The organism is Undibacterium sp. JH2W, assembly GCF_049340425.1.
In the GTDB taxonomy this organism is placed as follows: Bacteria; Pseudomonadota; Gammaproteobacteria; order Burkholderiales; family Burkholderiaceae_D; genus Undibacterium.
On record NZ_JBMPOT010000012.1, the window covers coordinates 21,897 to 42,396 of the forward strand.

Here is a 20,500-nt window from a genome sequence, read left to right on the forward strand (position 1 = left end):
ATCAGAGCAGGCCGCTCCGTTTTTACCAGTTATTCAGGCTTTTTCACCAAATTGACCGTCATTTTGATATCAAAATCCTCTTGCTTATCTGTCGACTCTTTTTGGAGAGTGGCTGTTTGATTGAGGCCAGTGACGAGTTTTGGTTCTGCTACCAGATTGCCATCTTTCCTGACTTGCATGGCGATAAGGACTGCGTTTTTATACTTGGCAGGTGCTGGCACCAGGTTGAAACTGATATCCCATGTGGCTTGTGGCTCTTTTGATGTCAGGCTGATTTTGGCCTCTTTGCCCTGTTCCACCATGACACGGGGAGTAATGGTTTCTCCACCGACATGGATGTCTGTATTCACCAGATAAGTGTCGGCCTCGGTTTTGACGCTGGCTTGTTTCTTTTGCCCAGCTTGCGTGACTACCGTACTGACAGGTGTGACAGCCCAGGCGCTGTAGGCAGTGCTTGCACACAGGCCACTCAGCAAGAGATAGGCAAGGCTACGTTTAAACAAGCTAGGTGTTGATTCTTGTAATTGCATGATTCTTTCCTTCAAAGGATGATGGGAAGGCCAATGACAGGCCAGGGTGCTTGGGGTAACACTGAGTTGCGTCTTGAGCATGGCTTCGGCATAACTGCGCCTGGCTTGCGGCTGAGCGGCGATGACGCTGGCATCACAGGCTAGCTCCTGATCGAGACGGAAATATCTGGCTGCCAGGTGTACCAGCGGGTTAAACCACAGCAGGCATTGCAGTAAGGCAAACAGGCTGTTGGCATACACATCACCCCGGCGCAAATGGACTCTCTCATGACGGATGATGAGTGCCTGTTCTTCTGTGCTATAGCGTGCAAAAAAATCGGCGGGCAAGATGATTTTTGGTTTAAAGAAACCTGCAAGTGCCGGGCCAACCTCTGCACTGCTGGAGAGGTAGACACCTTCATCCTCGGTCAGCTGGTCCAGCTTATGCATGAAGCGCAGATGCGCAACCATGAGCATGCCCATGAAGCAGACACTACCTGTCAGCCATGCAGTAATAAAAAAGATGGGCCAGATGCTGGTAACCGGCATGTCCAGCATCGTGGCCGCAGCCATGAATTTGCCTGCAGGTGCATTCAGGTCCACCCGCATCTCCAGGTATTGGCGATGCGGCAGCAGCATGGCCAGCAAGGTCAATGGCAACATGGCCCAGAGTTGGTAGCCTGTGTTGGCGCCAGAAAGTTTGCGCAATGGCAGCCTGATGAGCAAGATGATGGCAATGATTGCGCTAGTGACCATGCAGATCAGCAAACCTGTCTGCAATAAATTATTCATCATCACCCAGCTCCCTGATCAGACGTTTGAGTTCGGCGATGTCTTGCTTGGATAATTTCTTTTGCTCGCTGAAATGCGCCACCAGAGGCGCAATACGACCATTGAACATGCGGTCCAGAAAGCCCTTGCTCTCGGACATCAGCCATTGTTCACGCTTCAGGACGGGGGAATACAAAAAGCGTCTGCCATCTTTTTCTGCCTTTATCGCGCCCTTCTTCAAAAGGCGATTCAACAGGGTCTTGACGGTAGCTTCCTGCCAATCCTGCTGTTGCACCAGGATGGCACTGACCTCCTCGGCTGCCATCGGATGTTGCTGCCACAGGGTGTCCATGACCAGCGATTCGGCTTCGCTGATAGCGATGTTTTTCATTGCAGGCTCCAGAATTTATTCATTTACAGATGTAATCGATAATTAATGATTACACGCGTAATCGATGAAGTCAAACAAATAATGTGAAAAAATCACCGTAAACCAAAAACGCGCAACACCAGCTTGCGCGCCTGTCTATATCGCTGTTGCGGTTTATTCTTCCTGGACTTGTTTCCAAGCCGTGATAAACCCGGAGGCCGCCCGCATGACTTGCTGCGCCGACCAGCCCGGTTGATACAGGCTGGCCCCCAATCCAAAACCATTCGCGCCCGCCTGCAGATACGTCTGCATGCCTGCCGGTTTGACACCACCCACAGGCAGGCACAGGCTATCCGCTGGCAAGACCGTGCGCCAGGCTTTCAAGACCGTGGGTGGCACTGACTCTGCCGGAAATAACTTAAGCCCATCCGCCCCCGCATGCAGTGCCGCAAAAGCCTCACTGATAGTGGCCACACCCGGCAAGCTGAGCATGCCACGCTGCCTGGCCACCGCAATCAGAGCCACATCCGTATGCGGCATGACGATCAAAGCACCACCCGCATCCTGCACCTGCCCCACCTGCTCCAGCCGCAATACCGTTCCTGCTCCCAGTAAACAATCGGCTGGCAAAGCCCTGGCCAGCACACCTATGCTGCGCAAGGCGTCTGGTGAATTCAAGGGTATCTCTATGCAACGGAAACCTAGCTGATACAGGCCCAGGGCGATTTCTTCGCATTCATGGGTCTGAATGCCGCGCAGGATGGCGACCAGGGGGATGGGATTGAGATAGGTGGGGAAATTTTTAGATGGGGGCATGGTGGTGTTTTGGGTATAGTGTTTGACAGTGCTTTGGTAAGTATATTGCTTTGGCGTTCGTGTAGCCGGATTTTGAATTTGGGGTTGCTTTTGAATTTGGGGTTGCTTTTGAATTTGGGGTTGCTATTGACTTTCCGAATTTCCCATGTGTAGACGCCGTTTGTGCGGTACAGAAAATGGAAAAAGAAGGACCGCTGTTTGAGCGTAGCGAGTTTCGGGCCTTCCCATTTTTTGTGCTGCACAAACGGGAACCCCGCAGGGGATATTGGCAGGGTTTCGCAAAGCACGCTTTGCGCTGCCAATATCTAAGCCGCTTGCAAGCGGCGCAGTGGAGTGCTATGCCTGGGTCGCCTTTTTGGCCCACCTTTTTGGCGAAGCAAAAAGGTGGATAGCCGCCGGTCTACCACCGGCCTGCAATCGTAAATAACGTGTGCAGATAGTTAAAAAACGAACTCAGAAATATCGCTTCGTTTTTTAAGAATACGTTGATCGGAGGTCGAGTGTTGGGCTGGTGAAACGTAGCCCAACCTACGAGATCAATCTCCCCCCTCAATCCCTCCTCTCATTTAAACTGATAATTAAACGACAGCTTCACTATCCTCCCCAAAAAATTATCATAATTATTGACCCCATAATTCCCGCGCGGATCATACTCCGGCTTGTGATTAAACAGATTCTGGATATTCAAATCCAGCTTCATATCCTTTCTTGGCCGCCATGAGATATTACTGGTCCAGGTCGTGACGGCAGCGATGCCCTTGCTGCACAAAGACTTGGGCGTATCCAGCCTGGTTTCGCAAGATTCCTGATCATAGGAGGGGTCATACCAGCCGCCCACGCCTTGCAGTCTTTGCGGGCCGGTGTAGTTGGCGGCCAGGGCCAGGTCCCACTGGCCGTAATTCCACAAGGCCGAGAAACGGCCTGTGATGCGCGGGTTGTTATACGCACCGACAGAATTCTCTTGCCATTCACCATCAGCACCCTTAACGATAAAACGGCGGGCGATGGTGGTTTGCAGGCCCAGGTTCAGGCGGCCATATTCGCCCAGGCCAAAACGGGCATTGGCATTCACATCAAAGCCATCGACCAGGGTTTGTGACTGGTTGATATAGCTGCCTATCATGCCGCCGACCTGACCAACGGTATACACTGGCAGCTTGCTGCACAAGCCAGGATTGGCAGCACACACTGCGGCAGCCTGGCCCTGGTTAGCCTTGTCCTGCGGCGAGACAGGGGTGCGCAGCATGACGCCGGTCACGTCGGCTATGTCAGGGCCAAATTTGGCGATGGCACGTTCCAGTAATTGATTATAGTTTTCCGGAATGATTTCATTTTTGCGATTGATGAAATAGTAGTCGGCAGAAATATCAAAGTCCTTGGTCGGCTGGAAGACAAAGCCGACGGTGGAAATCCTGGCTTTTTCCGGCATCAGTTTTGAGTTGGGGCTGGTGACGCCGCCTATGTTGTAGGCACTGCATTCCGAGTTCAACAAGTTTTTGCCGGTAGTCACATCACTGGCATTGGCCGACTTCATGAGTACGTCGGCAATCGCATTGGTTTGCGCGCAGCGTATGGGGTCTTGTACCTGGCTCACGGCATAGATGCCGCCCGTGCCAGATTCTGCCAAGCTGGGCGCGCGGAAGCCTTCTGAGTACGTGCCGCGTACCAGCAAACTATTCAGTGCTTGTATTTTCAAGCCGACCTTGGGCACGATGTTATTGTCAAAGCCGGGATATTTGTCGTCACGGATGGCAAAATCAGCTTCTATGCTCTTGGTGATGGGAGCCAAAAATTCAGCAAACAATGCCTGGCTGGTGCGCTGGCCCTTGAACCAGGAACCACCCTGCCACCAGATATCACCATTCGCGGCGGCTGTATCACCAGGGCTGGAGTAGTTTTCATAGTTGAGATTGAAACCTGCCGCCATCATCAAGTCCCCTGCTGGCAGGGTGGCGATCTTGCCTGAGACTTTGGCATCCAGGTTGGCAACCTTGTCCCAGGATGGGTATTGCACATTCGGGTACATTTTTTCCAGCAAGGCACGGTTGCTGGCATTGTCGACACCAAATTTATAGGCCGGATTATCACTCATGATGGTGTAACCGGTTTTGGGGTCGGTAGTGTAAGGACCAAAGGCTGCCAGCAAACCACTGACGCTGGGGTTACTGCCACGCTGGTTCATGACGCTATGGGTTTCTGCCAGTGTCAATGCGGTTTCCCAGTCCCAGCGGCCGGTATTACCTTTCAAACCGGTGACGAGGCGGAATTCATCATCCACCGTGCTTTGTTTGGCCAGGCCTGCGGCATCGAGAAAGCGGTAAGAAATACCAGCAACGCCGCCCATATTGCCCTGCAATTTTGCAGGCAAAGTGTTATAGGGATTTTTGGCCGACAGATAAGGGAAGGTCAAAGTATTGAGCTTGACGCCCGTATTACGCGCATACCAGGATGGATAATCCCCACTGCTGAAATTGGGCGGACCTACATCAGTACTGAGGTCGATGTGGGTAATAGCCAGTTCGGCAAAGGCTTGCACATTATCATTGATATCATAGTGGGCGCTGATAAAGCCATTGGTGCGCTTGGATGAAGGCACCCAGAATTTACCCAGGTTCAGGGTATTCAAGGCACAGGTGGTATTGCTGCCATCTGCCTTCAGGGACAAGGGCGTGGGGCAACCCTGGGCCGGTGCGCGGTTGGTGCCTACATTACTGAAAGCGAACAGGGTGCCGGGGTTGAGCACGCCCGGGCCGCTGCCTTCGGCGATGCGCATATTGGTCAAAAAGCTGGGATGGTATTTATAGTAGTCATCCGGTATGGATGACAATATCTGGGGCAGATAAACGGCGTCACGCTGGTAATAACTGAGTGTGCCAAAGACATTGAATTTATCTTTTTCCAGGTCACCAAAGCCATAGGTGATGGCGGCACCATATTCACCATTGCTTTTGGTTTGCATGGATTTTTGTCCATTCACGCGCACATCGAGGCCGCGGTAATTGGTCTTGGTGATGACATTGATGACACCAGCTATCGCATCAGAACCATAAATTGCGGATGCACCATCGGCCAGTATCTCTACCCGCTCTATCGCATCGACAGGGATGGAATCGATGTTCACGAACTGATACTGGAAACCATAGGTCGCGCCATAGCTGGACAGGCGGCGGCCATTCAACAAGACCAGGGTGGCTTGCGTGCCCAGGCCGCGCAAATTGGCAGAAGATGCCCCATCCATGCCGGTGAACAGGCTTTGCGAATCTTTCAGGTCAGGTACATTGGCACTGATATTGGCCAGCACTTGTTGCAGGGTGCTGGCACCCATTTGCTCTATCTGATCACGCTTGACGATCTGTATGGGTGAAGCCTGTTCCCTGTCTATGCGCTTGATGCTGCTGCCGGTAATTTCCACCCTTTGCTGGCTTTTTTCAGCTTCTGGCGTATTGTCCTGAGCCTGCACGGCAACAGGCAGCATCATGCTGCCAAAAGTGAGGCAAAGCGCGCGTGTCATTACTGTCTCACGTATTTTCATTTTTCTATTTTGCATGGTCCTGGTCTCTGTTTGGCTGACTTACCCGAGTTACAGACGTGAGCAGTCCTGACATGCTGCTATCGTGCATGCTTGTGCTTCTATTTTTTTGCAAGTCGGGAATTCTGAATTTATTTTGCTCGTCAAAATCATTCAGGTGTCTGGCTGACTCTTATGGAGCAAGGCACACAAGCTTTTTTGATTCGACATGAAAAAGTCTAAGTTGTATATGGATGTCACGCCATCGACATATTTTTAACTTCTCGTTTAGCTAAATTTGATGTTGGCCTGAGCCTGTCTGTATTTATTTGTCAGTGAGCGAACAAAACAAGCCTGTACGCAAGGAGCGTTTTTTAATGACTGTAAAATCCTGAAATTTATAACTAAGCTCAAAAGAAACCATTAAGTGATAATGTTGATGCGGTATCCAGAAAATGCCAGGGACAGAATCAACCCTTTTTGTATATACCACTACCGACCATCGTGTTTATTCTCAGGCTTTGTGTACATCCGGCATTTGCATGGGCAATGCCACCTTGAGCATGGCATTGGCAGCCATACCTGCGCGAAAAAATTCACATTCATCCTCAGGCTCACGTCCAGGTTTTCGGCTGGAGAACAAACCTGTACCAACTCCGCAAAGTAACAGGTGCCGTGAGAGTCAAATCCTATCCACTACCTGGGTGACAACAAAAGTAACAAATAAAGTGGCGGCTTTTGTCTCCTGCCTCTATCTTCTGCTAAACAAAGCCCGGTTTTGAGTTAAAGTTATGCCATCACCGCATCTGTCCACCATGAGATGCTGGAAGAATTTGACATAGATCAAATGTATGTATGCCTGAAGGTGACATCGTAGACTGACTCATCCTGCATCTGTTTCTGTAATAACAATGCTGTATGAACGAACTTTGATGCCATTTGGGTCATTGCCATCGCCCATAGAAAAAAACAAGAGACAAAACATCATGCGTATTTTGCTAGCGGAAGACGATAGTGTCCTGGCTGACGGGCTGACCCGGTCTCTGCGTCAATCCGGTTATGCCACCGATTGCGTCAGCGATGGCGAGGCGGCCGACACGGCGCTGACGACCCAGGATTTTGATTTACTGATACTCGACCTGGGCTTACCCAAGCTCAGCGGCCCGGAAGTCCTGCGCCGTTTGCGGGCGCGCAATTCTCATCTGCCAGTGCTGATCCTGACGGCAGCAGATTCAGTAGAACAAAGAGTCAAGGGCCTGGACCTGGGGGCGGATGATTATATGGCCAAGCCCTTTGCCCTGTCTGAACTGGAAGCCAGGGTGCGGGCGCTAACGCGCCGGGGTGCTGGTGGCGGCCCGACTGTCATCAAGCATGGACCGCTGACTTATGATCAGGTCGGGCGCATTGCCTATATCCATGAGCAAATGCTGGACTTGTCTGCACGTGAACTGGGCTTGCTGGAAGTGCTGCTGCAACGCACGGGGCGGCTGGTCTCCAAGGAACAATTGGTCGACCATCTCTGTGAATGGGGTGAAGAAGTCAGCAACAATGCCATCGAAGTCTATGTACACCGCCTGCGCAAGAAAATAGAAGTCGATGGTGTGCGTATCGCCACCGTGCGCGGTCTGGGTTATTGCCTGGAAAAATTCTTTGTTCCTGCCACTGTAGCAACAGTTGCAGCACCCGCAAACCCTGAACAAAAATGAGCGAACAGCCAGGCAGCGCTATTAGCGACACGGCCACGCCTGGCGACACGGTGGGCAAACAACCTGAAGAAAAAATCCAGCGCTCTTTGTTTGGAGAAATCCTCGACTGGATGCTAGCCCCCTTGCTCTTGCTCTGGCCCATGAGCATCGCCATCACGTATCTGGTGGCCAAATCTATCGCCAACCAACCCTTTGACCGTGCCCTGGAAGACAATGTGCTGGTATTGTCGCAGCAAGTCAAAGAGATAGATGGCAAGGCTGTCACCCAGCTCAGCAATCCGGCGCGCGATATTTTGCGTGCTGATGACCTTGATAATATCTATTTCCAGATCAAGGTCACCAAAAATGAAGTCATCGATGGCGACCGTGACCTGCCCATGCCCATGGACGATGAAAGACCACCAATAGGCACGGTACAATTCAGGAATGCTGTCCTGCGCGGCATCGATATACGTATTGCCTATAGCTATATCGACCTCAACAAGACCAGTCATCGCGGCCCCAATAAAGACCCGCACCTAGCGCTGGTGCAAGTCGCCGAGACCCTGGAAAAGCGTGCCCTGCTGGCCAATGAAATCATCAAGGGTGTGATACTGCCGCAATTCATCATCTTGCCGATAGCCCTGGCCCTGGTCTGGTTTGCGCTGAGTCGTGGCCTGTCGCCGCTGGCAGAATTGCAGCAGAGAATACGGGCGCGCCGGCCAGATGACTTAAGCCCCATAGATTCGCGCCATGTACCGGAAGAAATCACTCCCCTGGTCAAATCACTCAATGAAATGCTGGAAAGACTGGCGCAAACCATTGCCATACAAAAACGCTTCATCGCCGATGCTGCCCATCAGATGAAAACCCCGCTGGCTGGCATGCGCATGCAGTCTGAGCTGGCCTTACGCCAGACCGATCAGCAAGAAATACATCAATCACTGACGCAACTGGCCACCAGCTCGGAAGCCGCCACCCGCCTTGTCAACCAGTTGTTGACACTGGCCCGCGCAGAAAACCTGGCGCCAAGCAACCAGCCGCGCGAACAGATAGATCTCAATATCCTGGCGCGCAATGTCGTGCAAGACTGGATACCGGCCTCCTTCGCAAAAAAGATAGACCTGGGTTTTGAGCAGGATAAAAATGCCGTGCTGGTCTTTGGCAGCCCCTTGATGTTGCGTGAAATGCTCAGCAACCTCATCGACAATGCCCTGCGCTATACCCCGCAAGAACATAGCGTGACTGTACGCGTGCGCATAGACCACGACCAGGCGCTGGCCATAGTGGAAGTGGAAGACAATGGCCCCGGCATACCAATGGCAGAAAGAGAACGCGTGTTTGAACGTTTTTACCGCATCCTGGGCAGCAATGTGCAGGGTAGTGGCCTGGGCCTGGCCATCGTGCGCGAAATCGCCAGCCAGCATGAAGCCCGCATACAGATAGTCGACAATCCCCAGCCGCAAGACCCGGCTTATCCTGGCTGCATATTCCGTATTTCTTTCCAGTTGAATCCCTATGATGAACTTGCCATGGAAAGGCTGTCATGAGCCAGCTACCTGAGACTAGTGGCGGCGTAGGCAAACAATACTGGCGGCAGACCAAAAGACTGACCATGACCCTGCTCTGCTGCTGGGGGCTGCTGTGTTTTGGCGTATTGTTTTTCGCGCGAGAATTATCGGCACTGACTTTCTTTGGCTGGCCTTTCTCTTTCTACATGGCAGCCCAGGGTTTGACACTGAGCTTTGTCATTATACTGGCCATTTATTCTCTGGGCATGCACTGGATAAGCCGCAGGCAAACAGAAAACTGACAGGAAACTAAGCATATGGGACAAAAAAGCTTTACCCAAAGACTGACACGTTATTACCTGTGGTACACCCTGCTGTTTATTGTCTTCCTCATCAGCCTGGCGATCCTGGAAAAAGAAGGTGTGCCGCGGGCCTGGATAGGTTATCTGTTCATGTTCGCCACCATCGTGCTGTATGCAGGCATAGGCGTACTCAGCCGCACCTCGGACATCAGTGAATACTATGTAGCCGGGCGGCGCGTGCCCGCTATCTTCAATGGCATGGCCACCGCAGCAGACTGGATGTCTGCCGCCAGTTTCCTGAGCCTGGCTGGTGGCCTGTATTTGCAGGGCTTTGATGGCCTGGCCTACATCATAGGCTGGACTGGTGGCTTTTGCCTGGTCGCGATGCTGATTGCCCCCTATCTGCGCAAGTTCGGCCAATACACTATCCCTGACTTTTTGGGTGCGCGTTTTGCCGGTGCACCAGAAAATAATATAGTCAGGATACTGGCTGTATTTGCCACCGTGTTTATCTCTTTCATCTATGTAGTCGCACAGATTTATGGCGTGGGCCTGATCACTTCGCGTTTTACCGGCGTGGATTTTTCTGTCGGCATTTTCCTGGGCCTGGCCAGCATTTTGGTATGCTCTTTCCTTGGCGGCATGCGTGCCGTAACCTGGACCCAGGTGGCGCAATACATCATTATCATCATCGCCTTCCTGATCCCGGTGGCCTGGCTGTCGATCAAGCATACCCATAATCCGGTGGCACCACTCTCCTATGGTGCCGTACTGCCTGCACTGGTCAGTAAGGAAAAAAGTTTTGAGGCAGACCCGAGGGAGCAAGAAGTCCGGGCCATCTACCGCCAGCGCGCCGATGAATTGCAAATCAAGATACAGCAATTGCCGCAGTCCTGGGAAGATGGCCGTTATGAGTTACAGCAAAAGCTGGAAGAATTAAAATCAGGCAATGCCTCGCTGCTCGATATCAAGGCAGCAGGCCGGGTGCTGAGTAATTACCCCAAGTCAGCTTATGAAGCACAAAGTCGCTGGAGTGATATCCGCAATGCTTATCTGGCCAAGGCACAGCCCGGGTTTTCTCAATACACGCCCTATGCCGCCAGGGATAAAAAAGAATCCGACAACAAACGCAACAACTTCATGGCCCTGGTGTTATGCCTGATGATGGGTACTGCTGCCCTGCCTCATGTACTGGTGCGTTACTACACTACGCCCACCGTCAAGGAAAGCCGCGACTCAGTATTCTGGTCACTGTTCTTCATCATGCTGCTGTACATCACCATTCCAGCACTGGCGATTCTGGTCAAGTACGATATCTACAATTCACTGGTGGGCAGCGAGTTTTCCAAGCTACCGGCCTGGGTCACTTACTGGGCCAATATAGACCGCAATAACCCACTGGTCACGATCACCGATATCAACCATGATGGCATAGTCCAATTGGCCGAGATTGTGCTTGATGGCGACATCGTGGTGCTGGCCACGCCAGAAATCGCAGGCTTACCCTATGTCATCTCAGCCCTGGTGGCTGCCGGTGGCCTGGCCGCAGCACTATCGACTGCCGATGGTTTGCTGCTGACAATTTCCAACTCACTGTCACACGACATCTACTACAAAATCATAGACCCGCAAGCCTCGACACAAAAGCGGGTGACCATTTCCAAATTGCTGCTGCTGGTCGTCGCCCTGATCGCTGCCTATGTTGCCTCACTCAAGCCTGCCGATATCTTGTCGCTGGTGGGGACGGCATTTTCGGTGGCTGCATCCACGCTGTTCCCGGCGCTGGTGCTGGGCATATTCTGGAAACGCGCCAATCGCCAGGGTGCCATTTGCGGCATGGTTTGCGGTTTTGTCATCTGCGTGTTCTACATGCTATATACCCACCCCCTGTTCGGCGGCACTCCCGCCAACCAGTGGTTCAGCATCGCCCCCATCTCGGCTGGTGTATTCGGTGTGCCTGCAGGCTTTATCACCATGCTGGTAGTCAGTTTTTTTACACCCAGGCCAGATCAGAAAACACTGGACCTGGTGGATTTTGTGCGGCAACCATAAGTCGCTTTTACAAGATGAGGCCAGGCCAGATTCAATCCAGCATTTGCAGTTTGCTGACCATGATGACAGGATCGCGCTCATCTACATTCGTGTATGCATAAGCATAGACATGAACGATGGCCTTTTTCTCATAGGTGTAGCGGGCGACTTTTTGGTAAAAACCACGCCACAAGCTTTTTTTCGCATGCACGCGATAAAAAGTCATGGGTGTTTTTTGCCATAGAGGGATTTTCTTTTCTTCATGATCATCCGGTGCAAATACCAGATGATTGCCAAACTCTTCCGATGCTTCAGTGTGTATCTTCCCTTTGATTGTTGCCTGACCAGAGAACAGGTAAGTATGCTCAGGGACGTCACCAGGCTTGCTACAGAAATTGTTCATCCTGAATGGTTTGCCCAAGGTAAAAGATGCACTATCTTCCGCTGAGGGACAGCGACACTGACTCTCGTCTTCTGCAGCGATCAGTGGGGCAGTTTTTATCCCTGCAGCATCACGCATATCACGCGTTTTAAATGCCAGCTGGGAGGTAAATACCGCAGGTACTATGCAAGACGAGGCAGCATGACTATTTGCGACCAGGAGTGAAAAACTCAGCAAAACTGGAAAAAATCTAAGTTTCATGAAAACCTTATTGGATATGAGTGAAGTGGCATGTTCGTCAAAACTGGTCTCACCCCAGGCCAAGGCAAGCTCTGAGTCTAGGGCGTGTTGACATATCTTTTAGTCAAGCGAATGGGTTAGAAACCTTGTCTGGCTAGGCGTGCGGAGCGCTGCTTGGCGAGCCAAGTGAGCGACGCACAACAACGCCAGGCGAGGTTTCTGGTCCATTCCCTTCGGGTTCTCGCCATATCGCACGCTGGACTGCGTTGCGCGTCTTGTCAGGGGCTCTAGCCTTGCCAGCCTGCGATATGGCGGGAGCGCTTTGTCTAAAAGATATGTCAGCACGCCCTAGCCAGATGATGGCAATTTTACTTGATCGTACAGCATACGCATAAGCCACCAGATCAAGCGTGACTCACTGTTACAGTCCACTAGTATGAAAGCTGGCCTTCATCGGCAAACTCAATGATAAGTGATAAATTTGATCAGATTTTCCATTCATGACACAATGAGCTGGAATAGTATCCATTAGCTACATACCTGCTCATGCATGGAATACCACGCATTGCCAGGATACTTGTGATGTAGTGCTGCGTAATTACCCACAAGCTTGGAAATCCAGAAATCTCTGTAGCGCCGCACTATTCAAAATGCGCTTTTAAAAAATCCCCCAGACTGGCTGTGGGTCTTATTCAATGGAAGAGCTATCCTGAAAATGACTGCCTTTTATAAAATTTTTCTAACCTCATCAATCTGCTTGTCATGCTTGGTCAACCCGGCTTTCTCGCAAGAATTCAATATTGAAGATGACAGCTTATCCACACTGCCTCCTGCCGCACTAACTGCGGTAAGAGCCCATGCAAAAACTACTGATTACCGCGACTGTGCCGATGGCGGCTTCATAGGGACCGCAATAGCCCTTGCTGGCGGCACGCAGAAATTGGACTGGGTCGCAAAAACAGCAGATGGTTGTGCATGGGGAGCTGCAACAGCAGCAATCTGGGTTTTGAAGCATGAAGGCAATGCTTACCGGGTGGTTCTCTACAGTGGTGGCCAGGCACTGAATCTCAAAGGGAAGAAATCACATATGCTAAAAAACCTGGAAATCACGAGCGCGACAGCAGGTCATTATTCTGCAGCAAATTATCAATACGATGGCAAACGCTATCAACAATTCAAGGCCCGGTATGTAGATTTGTCAGACCCGCGAGTATGCAAAAAAAATCCCGATGTATGTCCAGCTAAATAGCAGCAAGCCATATATTTACTGACTGCCCGTACATAGCACGCAAGGCTTTAATTACATGCTGCTGAAACTAATTGCACACCCCTGTGAATAAGAGGCGTGCAAAGTACTGCAAACATGAATCAGAATTTGGAGAAAGATGCTCTGACACCAGCTCTTACTGCCACGTTATCACCAATGGCAACCGTGTTAATAAAGTTGCCGGATTCAAATTTTGTTTTTGCCCAAGTCACACCATCACAGCTATACGCGACCTCTGCATAATCGTAACTCTTCTGGTAATCGATAGTCATCACCTGTCCGGCACCTATCACCAGTTGATTACCATAAATGATGGGACTCATATTCCCCTTTAGAACAGTTTTCCAGTTGACGCTATCGCTGCTGTTGGCGATCACGCCATTGGCATCCACGGCAATATATAGCCCATTGAGATACTGCATCCCTGTAATAACAGCGGTAGGAAAAACGCCGTCGCCACTAATTTTTTGTGCTTGCCAGATATTGCCATCCGTACTGACATATAGCATTCGCGGATCTGCACTTGTGGTGGTATAGAATTTTCCTTTAGCAAAAGCCGCCCAATTAAAATCGTAATCTTTTGCAACTTTCAGCTCATTGAGATTCGCGGCAAGATTCCATGTCTGGCTATCTGTAGTCCAGATAATTTTGTTGCTGCTACCAACAACAATAAGCCTGCCATTTCCAGAGACTAGGTCGGAAGGGTAAAACGAGGGTAAAGTCGAGCTGGAATTTGCAGAGGTTTGTGCAATGATTTTCTTATCCCAGCTCGCCCCATCTGTAGTGCTAGAGACTATCAAGTTTCCGGATGAATCCCTGTCGAGCGTGATAAATTTCCCGAACGCATAAGTCACTACGCCGGACCCTGAATTAGTAGCTGACGAACGGGTCCAATTTTCACCATCTTTGCTCCAGAGACCATATCCACCCTCTTTTATTCCACCAAGAAACATGCCATTGCCGTACACCACATTACTGAAATAACCAACTTTTGGTTTGCTCGTATCATTATCGATCGCAGTCCAGGTGCGGCCAAATTTATTGGTACAAGCCAATTGAGTGGAGCCATCCAATCCCGAAACCGTACCAGCACCTCCAGCAGTTGCAGCACCATTGCCACCACTACCACCTCCGCAGGCAGATAAAAAAATCGAGAGAGTCAGTACTAACTTGCTTTTAAGTTTCATCATATGGGAAGAGAATCAGAATTTGAGTGATGACCGCAATCAGCTAAAGCAAATGACATACAGTCAGGGGACGCTCAGCATTGTAACAAGAAGTAAATTCAGATTCTATCGAATACTGCGTACACCTTGAGCCAGTCAAGATTGTCCGTCTTGAACTTGTCATTGATTGCCATACCCGGCTCAATTCCGTTTGGCAAAAACAGCCTTGGGTGTGCGGCCATAGAACCTGGTAAATGCGGCGCTGAAATTACTGGGATGTTCATAACCAACCTGCCACGCAACCTGGGCGACTTGATAGCCGCTTTCCAATAGCACCCAGGCGCGGCGCATGCGTATTTCCAGCAGCAGGCGGTGCGGGCTGGCATTGTACAAATGACGGCAAGCTTGCTTGAGTTTGAATTCACTCAGGCCAACAGTGGCGCACAAATAAGCAATGCTCAGAGGATGCTGCATTTGCGCCTGCATCAGGTCACGCACCTGCTCCATCCTGGCGATGTCTTCTGGGCTGATTTTATGATGAGCGGCATGCTCCGCCACCGGGGCCAGTTGCCGCAACTGCTCTGCCAGCAGGCCCAGGGCATGGATGTGCATGCCTAACACGTCAGCTACCGGGGTAGTCAAACCTGAGATCAGGGCCCTGGCATGGGCAGCGCTGGCGCTAGAGGTCTTGCCAAAACCGAGACGGCGCACGCCTGCAGTAGCCAGCAAATCCTGATCGCGAGACGCCCCCAGATAGCGATGCAATACCGGCTCTGCAATCAGCAGCCGCAACTGGGCCACTGAGCTGGCCGCTTGATAACGGCGTTGCCCGGCATTGCCATTGAATGAAGTGACGGTGGTATGGCCAGCACGAAACTCCAGTTGATCGCCCCGCATGTCGGTATACATGGACTGGCCACTCAAACCCAGGGTGATGACCAGGGTGCGCGGCCCCTTGGGATTATGGCTTTCCTCGACCAGATCCTTGATAGGACGGTAGCGTGAATACACGATGGCCAATCCCTCATCCACCTCAAAACGCTGCGCGCTGCAATCCCCCAGGCTGGCTGGTAAGGCTTGCCTTAGCCAGCCGGGTGAGGTCGATGACGCTGGCCGGGCTTCGCTGGCATCAATGTGATAGGGCATGGCAAGGCTCCTTGATTAGTCTGCACGCAGATTGCCAGAAATCATATGAAATACAGCGGAATGCATATAAATGCGGATGATACTCATTCTCATTTGTGGGTATTATTTCACACATCGCCTGTACATGCATCAAGCAAAACCATGCTTGTTCCACAGCACACATTGAATCCTTCATTTAATCCGCAATCCATAGAGAATGAGCCTGGCTATGTCATTTAAAAAAATTCGCTCCCGCCCTCCCCTGTGGCCCTTGCTGGTTTTGGGCTATGCCTGCAGTGATGGCCACGCCCAGACAGAATTGCCGACTGTCACGGTCACGGCCAACAAGCAGACACAAACGCTGGAAGCACTGCCAGCCAGTGTCACCGTGTTCAAGGCCCATGCACTGGATGCCGCCGGAGCGAGCAGCCTGGAAACCCTGGAGCAGATGACACCAGGTTTGGCGTTTCAGCCATTTGGGCAATCCGGCATACATGCGCCTGTGATGCGTGGGCTCACCGCAAATTTCTTTTCATTTTCTTCTTCTACCCTGCTCCTGGTCGATGGCGTGCCCACCCTGATGGCGCAAGGCTATGATGACCGCTTACTGGGGATAGACAGGATCGAAGTGCTGCACGGCCCGCAATCGACCCTGTATGGGCGCAATGCCGAAAGCGGTGTCATCAATATTTATAGCCGCCTGCCGGGCAATACGCCACGCAGCATGGTGTCGGCAGAATTGGGCAGCCGTGATTTGCACAGCCTGCGTTTTGACCTGAGCCGCCCATTGATTGCGGATACTTTGTCTGCCAGCGTGGCCGGTGAATTATTTTCGCAAGATGGCTTCATCGATAATCTGGCAACTACGCAAAAAGAAGATACACGTGAACGCCACCACCTGAAACTGGCACTGCGCTGGACACCAGGCCAGCAAACCGATGCCATATTGCGCTACACCCAGCAGGATTACCGTGATGGTGGCGCGTTATGGGGCTCACCCGCGGCGGCACGTTACACCGTCAACTCTGGCACACCCAGCTGGAATAAGTCGCGTGGGCGCAGCATATCGCTGGATGTAACGCACGAATTTTCTTCAGGTGTACACCTGCGCTCCATCACCGCGCGCAATGATTTTCTGGACAGGGTACTGCAGGATACCGATTTCAAACCTCAGGATACCCTGCACATAGGGCGTGACCATCATTTTCGCAACTTGTCGCAAGAGTTAAGGCTGGAAGGCAAATTCGGGCTGGCACAATGGCTGGCCGGTTTCTACACCGACCAGGACGATCATGATTTGCTGAATGAACAAAAACTGCCCATGGGTTTGAGCAAAAGCATGGCTACGCTCACAGGCCATTCCACTGCTGTGTTCACTCACTGGACTATCCCCCTGGCTGAACGCTGGGACATGGTGGCGGGTGCACGTATAGAGCGTAACCTAGAGCAGTTCCAGCCAGCCGCCAGCAAGCAACTCGCCACTAATTCTATGCGCTGGACGCAGGCCACACCCAAGCTGGCCCTGCAATATCAGCTAACACCCAACAGCCAGATGTATGCCAGCATGACGGAAGGTTTTCGTGCCGGTGGCTTTAACGTGTTTACTCCGGCAGCCAACTATGCCGCTTTTCAGCCTGAATCAGTACGCTCATTGGAAGTCGGCATCAAGGGCATCCTCATGCAGCGTCGCCTGCGTTATGCCGCAGCCTGGTATGCCATGAACGTACGCGATATGCAGGTACAGCAAATGCCCGTACCTGGCCTGGTGTATATCACCAATGCCAGTTCTGCACGTTCCAGCGGGGCCGAGTTTGAACTGGATTATCTGCTGGGCCAGGGTTGGCAAATCCAGGCTGGCCTGGGTTTGAACCATACCCGTTTTAATACTTTCCGGGATGGCAGCAATATCTACGACGGCCATCGCAACCCCTTCGCGCCGGACATCAATGGCCATGCCAGCCTGCGCTACGAAGCGCCGCAGGGCTGGTATGCCCAAGCCATGTTGACAGGAACGGGCAAGGTGTATCTGGATGCCGCCAATCGTTATAGCCGCAATGGCTATGGCTTGCTGAATCTGGCTGCGGGCACCCGCGTGGGAGCGTTCGAGATATCTGCCTATGTCAATAATCTCGCCAATCGTCAATACGATGCCCTTGGTTTTCAGAACGGCATCGTCACGGTCTACAGCCCGCCGCGACAAATGGGCTTGAAATTAGTGTGGCGCATGTAATGCGCAAACCAAGCAAACCAAACTAATCAAGCAAACAAATAAGGAAACAGCCATGCACTTTGAAACACCCCATGCCCTGCAAGCCTACTGGGATCTGGCCGCTGCCAGCGTACAGGCGGACGCCCTGGACCTCGCCCTGGAACTCGGCATCTTTGAAGCACTGACGCAGCCCTGCGACCTGGCAGACCTGACGACGCAGCTGGATCTGCATGCCAGCAATACCGCGAATTTCCTCGATCTATTATGGAGCATGGGCTTGCTGCAACGCTGCGAAACCAAAGCCCAGGGCAAGCATGTCATGAGCTACCAGAGCAGGCCAGAAGCACTGCACTATCTGTCGAAAGATTCACCTGACTATTGTGGCGATGCCTGGCTATACCGGTTACGTGCCCTTCGCCACTTTGGAACGCAATTGCGTGAGCATGTAAAGCATGGCAAATCTGGCAGCGCAAGCGCTTTTGCATCTGCCATAGGTAAAAACTGGGCCGCAGCAGCCAAGGCGCAAATAGGCCAGGAGCAAAGAGCTGTCACGGTAGCGGCGGCGCTGGCTATCATCCATCGCATCCCAGAATTCAAGGATGCCAGAAACTGCCTTGACCTTGGCGGCGGGCCAGGCTGGGTAGCCATCGCTCTGGCGCAAGCTAATCCCGCACTCAGGGCCAGCGTGTTTGACTGGCCAGAAACAGCGCTGGTTGCACAAGACAATATAGAACAGGCGGGCTTGTCTGGCCGCGTGCAGGCACAAGGGGGCGACCTGGCGGTGGACGATATTGGTGAAGCATATGATTTCATCTGGTGCTCGTCCGTCCTGCATTTTGTGCCTGATGTAAATGCCTGTCTGCAAAAAATATATGCGGCATTAAGGCCAGGTGGCGTACTGGTATGCGCCCATGCCGAGATAGCCCCAAATGCGCAAACGGCTGCCCGCGTACTGCCGTATTATCTGCCCATGATGATGCAGGGCAAACATGTGGGCAAACAAGGTGGGCTGGCGACGGAATTGCGCCAGGTGGGTTTTTGCAGCATAGGTGGTTTTGAAGCCTGCGACTTCCCCATGGCACCTGTGCAAGTGCTGATCGCCAAAAAGGCGGTATCGTGAAGACGAGTCCAAGAGATGCCTGGCATCATGCCCTGTTAGGCTGGCTGAACCTGGCCTTGACAGCCCCCAGCATTTACCTGTGGCTGGGCCTGCCCCTGATACTGCGCCAGCAAGGCTGGACCGGCATGGAGCTGGGTGTGTTTCAATTGGCTGGCTTGCCAGCTATTTTCAAATTTGCCATGGCTGCGCCGCTAGAACGCTATCGCCTTGCTGGCAGCCAGTATCGCAACTGGGCAATCTTGCTCTGCCTCTTGCTTACCCTCATCCTGCTGATGCTAGGTCGCCAGGATTTACTGTCCAGCCCAGGTGCATTATTTGCGCTGGCCATGGCCGCAGCATTGATGGCGACCTGGGCAGATATTCCTGTCAATGCGCTGGCGATCAGGCTACTGCCAGAAGCGCAGCGCATGCGTGCTGGCGGCGTGCGTTCAGCCGCGCTTTCTGCAGGCAGCATCGTCGGCGGTGGCCTCATGCTCTTGCTGCAAAACCAGTTCGGCTGGCATGCACCGTTCTGGTCGATGGCCGGATTTCTTGCAAGCGCAGCCGGGTTGCTACTCACGATAAAAGAACCCGCATCAAAGGCAGACACAGCAACTGAACAGCATCCGCAAGCTGCCCTCATGCAATTCCAGGCCTACCTCTCGCAAGCAGGTGCCAGGGCATGGACTTGCTTATTGCTGCTTTGCTTTCCTTTCGTTGGAACCGCCTGGTTTTATCTGAAACCACTCTTGCTGGACAGCGGATTTACCATCGCCGACATCGCCAAAATCGCAGGCATGGGCGGCGGTGCCATAGCCGCCGTCGCCAGCCTGCTGGCAGCAAGCGTGTGCAAAAGGATAGGTGCAATCAAGGCCATACCGGCGTGTGCCTTACTGAATCTCGTGTCCCTGTCCACCCTGAGTCTGGTGGTATGCCTGAACCTGGGGTCATACGCTTTGCTGCTGGCAGCCCTCATGCTGGCAATCGCCCTGGGAAGCTCAGCAAGCCTGGCCTTTGGCCTCATGATGTACTTCACCAGAACCAACAGAAACGCCATCGACTACAGCCTGCAAGCCAGCCTGTTTGCCATGAGCAGAATGGCAGTTCCGCTGGCAGCAGGCGTCTTGCTGGATTTCTTTGGCTATCGCGGCATGCTGCTGGCGCTGACACTGGCAAGCGCAGGCGTCCTTGTGCTGGCGCTGAAAAACCGGCAGGTCGTATCAGCTGTCGTGCAACAGCAAATGCTTGCTGGTGGGGCGACCTGACCTCTTCTTTTTGTGGCAGTTCTTCCCGAAAAAAATCCGTTGTGAATCCATCCCAACGCAAGACATGACTGATGCAATGGACTACTTGAACCATAGCCCTAGAAAATGTCTTGCTTACAAAACTCAACACTAAATCTATATGGCTCAGATACAATCGCTCTAACACAGGCTTGTACTTCGAACTTGTATCTGCCACATCAAATCCGATAGAGATGATCTTGTTATAAACTCAGCTACAATATCC

16 protein-coding genes are annotated in these 20,500 nt (G+C 52.2%); 8 read left to right on the forward strand and 8 right to left on the reverse strand.

Features of this window, described 5'->3' with window-relative positions; all coding sequences use genetic code 11:
- Nucleotides 1-29: 29 nt before the first annotated feature.
- The 5 genes from ACO0LC_RS18575 to ACO0LC_RS18595 form a co-directional block, all read right to left on the reverse strand.
- Complete coding sequence (locus ACO0LC_RS18575) at nucleotides 30-1,304, reverse strand: M56 family metallopeptidase (RefSeq protein WP_423005789.1); 1,275 nt, start codon at nucleotides 1,302-1,304, stop codon at nucleotides 30-32.
- The gene (locus ACO0LC_RS18580; RefSeq protein WP_423005791.1) at nucleotides 1,294-1,671 is read right to left on the reverse strand and encodes a BlaI/MecI/CopY family transcriptional regulator; all 378 of its coding nucleotides are present in this window, start codon (nucleotides 1,669-1,671) and stop codon (nucleotides 1,294-1,296) included. The genes ACO0LC_RS18575 and ACO0LC_RS18580 overlap by 11 nt, the downstream gene beginning before the upstream one ends.
- A gap of 153 nt (nucleotides 1,672-1,824) precedes the next feature.
- Nucleotides 1,825-2,466: a 2-dehydro-3-deoxy-6-phosphogalactonate aldolase gene (locus tag ACO0LC_RS18585; protein WP_423005793.1), complete on the reverse strand. Its 642-nt coding sequence runs from the start codon at nucleotides 2,464-2,466 to the stop codon at nucleotides 1,825-1,827.
- A 562-nt stretch (nucleotides 2,467-3,028) separates the two neighbouring features.
- Nucleotides 3,029-5,977, reverse strand: coding sequence for a TonB-dependent receptor domain-containing protein (locus ACO0LC_RS18590; RefSeq protein ID WP_423005795.1), 2,949 nt, complete (start codon nucleotides 5,975-5,977; stop codon nucleotides 3,029-3,031).
- A 511-nt stretch (nucleotides 5,978-6,488) separates the two neighbouring features.
- On the reverse strand, nucleotides 6,489-6,617 hold the full coding sequence (locus tag ACO0LC_RS18595) for a hypothetical protein (RefSeq protein WP_423005797.1): 129 nt from the start codon (nucleotides 6,615-6,617) through the stop codon (nucleotides 6,489-6,491).
- Nucleotides 6,618-6,960: 343 nt separating this feature from the next.
- Between ACO0LC_RS18595 and ACO0LC_RS18600 the strand changes: the two genes are divergently transcribed.
- From ACO0LC_RS18600 to ACO0LC_RS18615, 4 genes are read left to right on the forward strand one after another with little or no spacing between them, the layout of a single operon-like run.
- Nucleotides 6,961-7,680 (forward strand): response regulator, encoded by a 720-nt coding sequence (locus ACO0LC_RS18600; protein ID WP_423005799.1) that lies wholly within the window; start codon nucleotides 6,961-6,963, stop codon nucleotides 7,678-7,680.
- The gene (locus tag ACO0LC_RS18605) at nucleotides 7,677-9,209 is read left to right on the forward strand and encodes a sensor histidine kinase N-terminal domain-containing protein (protein ID WP_423005801.1); all 1,533 of its coding nucleotides are present in this window, start codon (nucleotides 7,677-7,679) and stop codon (nucleotides 9,207-9,209) included. The genes ACO0LC_RS18600 and ACO0LC_RS18605 overlap by 4 nt, the downstream gene beginning before the upstream one ends.
- On the forward strand, nucleotides 9,206-9,472 hold the full coding sequence (locus ACO0LC_RS18610) for a DUF4212 domain-containing protein (RefSeq protein WP_423005803.1): 267 nt from the start codon (nucleotides 9,206-9,208) through the stop codon (nucleotides 9,470-9,472). The genes ACO0LC_RS18605 and ACO0LC_RS18610 overlap by 4 nt, the downstream gene beginning before the upstream one ends.
- A gap of 15 nt (nucleotides 9,473-9,487) precedes the next feature.
- The gene (locus ACO0LC_RS18615; protein WP_423005805.1) at nucleotides 9,488-11,524 is read left to right on the forward strand and encodes a sodium:solute symporter family protein; all 2,037 of its coding nucleotides are present in this window, start codon (nucleotides 9,488-9,490) and stop codon (nucleotides 11,522-11,524) included.
- A gap of 31 nt (nucleotides 11,525-11,555) precedes the next feature.
- On the opposite strand, the gene ACO0LC_RS18620 is transcribed toward ACO0LC_RS18615, so the two are convergent.
- The gene (locus tag ACO0LC_RS18620) at nucleotides 11,556-12,146 is read right to left on the reverse strand and encodes a hypothetical protein (protein WP_423005807.1); all 591 of its coding nucleotides are present in this window, start codon (nucleotides 12,144-12,146) and stop codon (nucleotides 11,556-11,558) included.
- A gap of 736 nt (nucleotides 12,147-12,882) precedes the next feature.
- Here ACO0LC_RS18620 and ACO0LC_RS18625 point away from each other — a divergent pair.
- Complete coding sequence (locus ACO0LC_RS18625; protein ID WP_423005809.1) at nucleotides 12,883-13,374, forward strand: hypothetical protein; 492 nt, start codon at nucleotides 12,883-12,885, stop codon at nucleotides 13,372-13,374.
- Between the two features lie 119 nt (nucleotides 13,375-13,493).
- Here the strand turns inward: ACO0LC_RS18625 and ACO0LC_RS18630 are convergent, their stop codons facing one another.
- Together ACO0LC_RS18630 and ACO0LC_RS18635 are read right to left on the reverse strand one after the other, a co-directional pair.
- Nucleotides 13,494-14,582 (reverse strand): hypothetical protein, encoded by a 1,089-nt coding sequence (locus ACO0LC_RS18630; protein WP_423005811.1) that lies wholly within the window; start codon nucleotides 14,580-14,582, stop codon nucleotides 13,494-13,496.
- 177 nt (nucleotides 14,583-14,759) lie between these two features.
- Nucleotides 14,760-15,704 (reverse strand): helix-turn-helix transcriptional regulator, encoded by a 945-nt coding sequence (locus ACO0LC_RS18635; RefSeq protein ID WP_423005813.1) that lies wholly within the window; start codon nucleotides 15,702-15,704, stop codon nucleotides 14,760-14,762.
- 208 nt (nucleotides 15,705-15,912) lie between these two features.
- Between ACO0LC_RS18635 and ACO0LC_RS18640 the strand changes: the two genes are divergently transcribed.
- Genes ACO0LC_RS18640 through ACO0LC_RS18650 form a run of 3 tightly spaced genes read left to right on the forward strand, consistent with a single transcriptional unit; the run spans nucleotide 15,913 to nucleotide 20,256 of the window.
- A complete protein-coding gene (locus ACO0LC_RS18640; protein WP_423005815.1) occupies nucleotides 15,913-17,913 on the forward strand; it encodes a TonB-dependent receptor in 2,001 nt (666 codons plus the stop codon).
- 52 nt (nucleotides 17,914-17,965) lie between these two features.
- Nucleotides 17,966-19,012 (forward strand): methyltransferase, encoded by a 1,047-nt coding sequence (locus ACO0LC_RS18645; protein ID WP_423005817.1) that lies wholly within the window; start codon nucleotides 17,966-17,968, stop codon nucleotides 19,010-19,012.
- Entirely contained in the window at nucleotides 19,009-20,256 is a 1,248-nt protein-coding gene (locus ACO0LC_RS18650) for an MFS transporter (RefSeq protein WP_423005819.1), read from the forward strand. Before ACO0LC_RS18645 ends, ACO0LC_RS18650 begins: the two co-directional genes overlap by 4 nt.
- Nucleotides 20,257-20,500 lie beyond the last annotated feature (244 nt).

Coding starts and splice junctions, on each gene's coding strand:
- ACO0LC_RS18600 (WP_423005799.1), top strand. CDS start 6,961: ATGCGTATTTTGCTAGCGGAAGACGATAGTGTCCTGGCTGACGGGCTG.
- ACO0LC_RS18610 (WP_423005803.1), top strand. CDS start 9,206: ATGAGCCAGCTACCTGAGACTAGTGGCGGCGTAGGCAAACAATACTGG.
- ACO0LC_RS18620 (WP_423005807.1), bottom strand. CDS start 12,146: ATGAAACTTAGATTTTTTCCAGTTTTGCTGAGTTTTTCACTCCTGGTC.
- ACO0LC_RS18580 (WP_423005791.1), bottom strand. CDS start 1,671: ATGAAAAACATCGCTATCAGCGAAGCCGAATCGCTGGTCATGGACACC.
- ACO0LC_RS18575 (WP_423005789.1), bottom strand. CDS start 1,304: ATGATGAATAATTTATTGCAGACAGGTTTGCTGATCTGCATGGTCACT.
- ACO0LC_RS18640 (WP_423005815.1), top strand. CDS start 15,913: ATGTCATTTAAAAAAATTCGCTCCCGCCCTCCCCTGTGGCCCTTGCTG.
- ACO0LC_RS18585 (WP_423005793.1), bottom strand. CDS start 2,466: ATGCCCCCATCTAAAAATTTCCCCACCTATCTCAATCCCATCCCCCTG.
- ACO0LC_RS18645 (WP_423005817.1), top strand. CDS start 17,966: ATGCACTTTGAAACACCCCATGCCCTGCAAGCCTACTGGGATCTGGCC.
- ACO0LC_RS18635 (WP_423005813.1), bottom strand. CDS start 15,704: ATGCCCTATCACATTGATGCCAGCGAAGCCCGGCCAGCGTCATCGACC.
- ACO0LC_RS18605 (WP_423005801.1), top strand. CDS start 7,677: ATGAGCGAACAGCCAGGCAGCGCTATTAGCGACACGGCCACGCCTGGC.
- ACO0LC_RS18590 (WP_423005795.1), bottom strand. CDS start 5,977: ATGACACGCGCGCTTTGCCTCACTTTTGGCAGCATGATGCTGCCTGTT.
- ACO0LC_RS18615 (WP_423005805.1), top strand. CDS start 9,488: ATGGGACAAAAAAGCTTTACCCAAAGACTGACACGTTATTACCTGTGG.
- ACO0LC_RS18630 (WP_423005811.1), bottom strand. CDS start 14,582: ATGATGAAACTTAAAAGCAAGTTAGTACTGACTCTCTCGATTTTTTTA.